We start from the raw sequence: 2,273 nt of genomic DNA on the forward strand, positions 1-2,273 counted from the left end.
GGTGTCCACGCCCAGGCCGGTGAAGCCGGCCTTCAGCTCGTCCAGCTGACCGCCGTTCTCGCGGACCATACGACGCCACCGCTCCCAGACCCGGGCCCGGACATCGCCTTCCGGGCGATGTCGGACGATTATCCGGACTACGGCTTGGTGGCGTGAGGCCGCGAAATACCGGGTGCCGTGCAGGAAGGCGTTCGTGCACACTGCGCGGATGGGTAGTGACGTTTCCTGGTGGCTGCAGGAGAAGGCTCTGCGGCATGTGGCGGCCCTGTCGGCCGGGCGCCCACTCGATTCGCGGCTGCGGTTGACGGTGAACTTCCATCCCGATCGCCTGGTGGGCGAGCGTCCGATCCTTCTCACGATGGCGGAGGACGGCGTCTACCGCTCGCAGTTCGTGACCGGCACCAGCAACGGCGGTCTGACCGCGTGTCCGGGTGGTGATCGGTGGCGCTGGGAGAGCCGTATCTTCGGTGGCGTCTATGACTGCGCCGCAGCTCACGAGCGGCCGGTCTACGGCGCGTTGAACTACCGGCACGCGTCCGTCGGCGGGGCGCCGCGATTTGGCTCCTCGTACTTCAGGCTCGCTGCCCACACCCTCGAACGCGCGACGTTCTGCTACCCGGACAGCTCGACCGATCCTTCGGCATTTGGTGTCGCGAGCCGGTTTGCCCTGATCGACTTGGCCGAGGCCGACGCGCTGGACGCCTTGGACGGTCACATCGAGGCACAGATCCACGGGCCGGTCAGGCTTGACCGTGACGTGGAGGCACTGGTCATGGATCCCAGCTATCGCGGGACAGCCGTAGAAGCCGATGCCCGCCGACTCCCGTGCCCCGTCGAATGGCACCCTGGCTACCACTTAACCGTGGAGCATCTGCGGCGCCACCCGGACTACCGCGGGCAAGAGTACGTCGACCTGGGCGCCGAGATCGCGGCCAACGGCAACCTCGATCCTCGCATCATCGGCTCGGCCGTCGCCTCCGGCCGCTACGATCCTCAGGCGCTCAAGAAGGTCTGGCATTGCCTGGCGCGCTTCGGCGCGCCGCCCCTTGCCCGCAGTGAAACCCCGAATCTGGTCGCCACCTGCTGCTTCTCGGAACCGGGAAGTCGGTGAGCGCCGTGTCAGCCTTCGGTGAGATCACTGCGGCTTGGCGATCACGGGCATGCCGAGGTCAGTGGGACCGTCCTGGCCGGTGCTGCGGCTGCGTTCCAGAGTGCGGTCGAGGGCAACGAGCTTCTCCTTGGCCTTGGTGAGGCTGACTTGGAGTCCTTGGACTTCGCCGAGCCAACCGTTCGTCCGCGCCTCTGCGATGCGCTCGGCGAGGTTGCGGATGATCTCGATCAGCCGGGGCCGCTGCCTGGGGGAAATCCGTAGCATCGGGCAGCGCAGGCACGAGTGCTCATGCTGGCACGGGGTTCCATAGGGCCTTGCGCAGTCGCCGAGTTCCAGCTTTCGGGTGTGGAAGTGTTCCTGGAACTCGCGCCATTCGTCCGTCGTGGGTTCGCGGTATTCCTCTGCGGGGCGGGTCGCTCGCCGCTGGTCGAGGAAGGCTCGGTAGGAGCGGATAAGGTCCTCCTGGAAGACGGTCAGGTACGCCTCCGTGGTGCTCGTGCTGGTATGGCCGAGCAAACGAGCGGCGATATGGACGGGCAGTCCGCCGGCGACAGCCTCGGTCGCGAAGATCCTTCGGAAGTCGTGCGGCGTGAAGTGCAGGGGCCCGCCCGTCTGGTCGGTGAGGGCAGCTCGGGCCAGGCTGTCGTTGAGCAGCTGGTAGAGCGTGTTCGTGCTGATGACGTCGCGTTTCCAGCCGATCCGGCGCTGGAAGAGGTGCGGCAGCGGAGGCCCGGTGACCAGCTCGTGGTAGTCGTAGCGCGCGACGAGAGGGATCGTGCCAGCGTTGTCCCCGCGGAGCCGGGTGATCACGGTGGCGAGGACGCTGGCGAGCTCGGGGCCGACCAGCAGGAGCCGTTCCTCGTTTCCCTTCGATGGGATGATCTGCAACAAGGGCACGATCTCGCCGGTGTCGGGGAGCCGATAGGAAACCAACGCGAGGTGCGTGATTTCCAGCAACTCCTCCAGCCGTACGCCAGTGTGCCGAAGCGTCTCGATGATGGCCCAGGCCCAGAATGAGGCGTCCCCCGGAGTGTGGACACAGGGGCTCATGCCGCGATTGAGAGTTTAGCTGCTCGCAGATGCTGCTGTTCGAATTCGGCTGGCGAGAGGTAGTTGAGTGCGCTGTGGCGCCTGCGGGCGTTGTAGTAGGTCAGCCACTGGA

Annotated in this window: 3 protein-coding genes; 1 reads left to right on the top strand and 2 read right to left on the bottom strand. The window is 66.4% G+C overall.

Annotated features, from left to right (window positions below; genetic code table 11):
* Positions 1-208: 208 nt before the first annotated feature.
* The gene (locus AB0D14_RS44850; RefSeq protein WP_362791278.1) at positions 209-1,111 is read left to right on the top strand and encodes a DUF3626 domain-containing protein; all 903 of its coding nucleotides are present in this window, start codon (positions 209-211) and stop codon (positions 1,109-1,111) included.
* A gap of 24 nt (positions 1,112-1,135) precedes the next feature.
* Here AB0D14_RS44850 and AB0D14_RS44855 read toward each other — a convergent pair whose 3' ends face one another.
* Both AB0D14_RS44855 and AB0D14_RS44860 read right to left on the bottom strand, forming a co-directional pair.
* Positions 1,136-2,161, bottom strand: coding sequence for a site-specific integrase (locus AB0D14_RS44855; RefSeq protein ID WP_362791281.1), 1,026 nt, complete (start codon positions 2,159-2,161; stop codon positions 1,136-1,138).
* The gene (locus AB0D14_RS44860; protein WP_362791284.1) at positions 2,158-2,265 is read right to left on the bottom strand and encodes an IS3 family transposase; all 108 of its coding nucleotides are present in this window, start codon (positions 2,263-2,265) and stop codon (positions 2,158-2,160) included. The genes AB0D14_RS44855 and AB0D14_RS44860 overlap by 4 nt, the downstream gene beginning before the upstream one ends.
* Positions 2,266-2,273: the final 8 nt, after the last annotated feature.

It is taken from the genome of Streptomyces sp. NPDC048484, from assembly GCF_040651415.1.
Lineage (GTDB): Bacteria > Actinomycetota > Actinomycetes > Streptomycetales > Streptomycetaceae > Streptomyces.

Excerpts from the sequence above, each read along its gene's own strand:
- AB0D14_RS44850 (WP_362791278.1), top strand. The coding sequence starts at position 209 with ATGGGTAGTGACGTTTCCTGGTGGCTGCAGGAGAAGGCTCTGCGGCAT.
- AB0D14_RS44855 (WP_362791281.1), bottom strand. The coding sequence starts at position 2,161 with ATGAGCCCCTGTGTCCACACTCCGGGGGACGCCTCATTCTGGGCCTGG.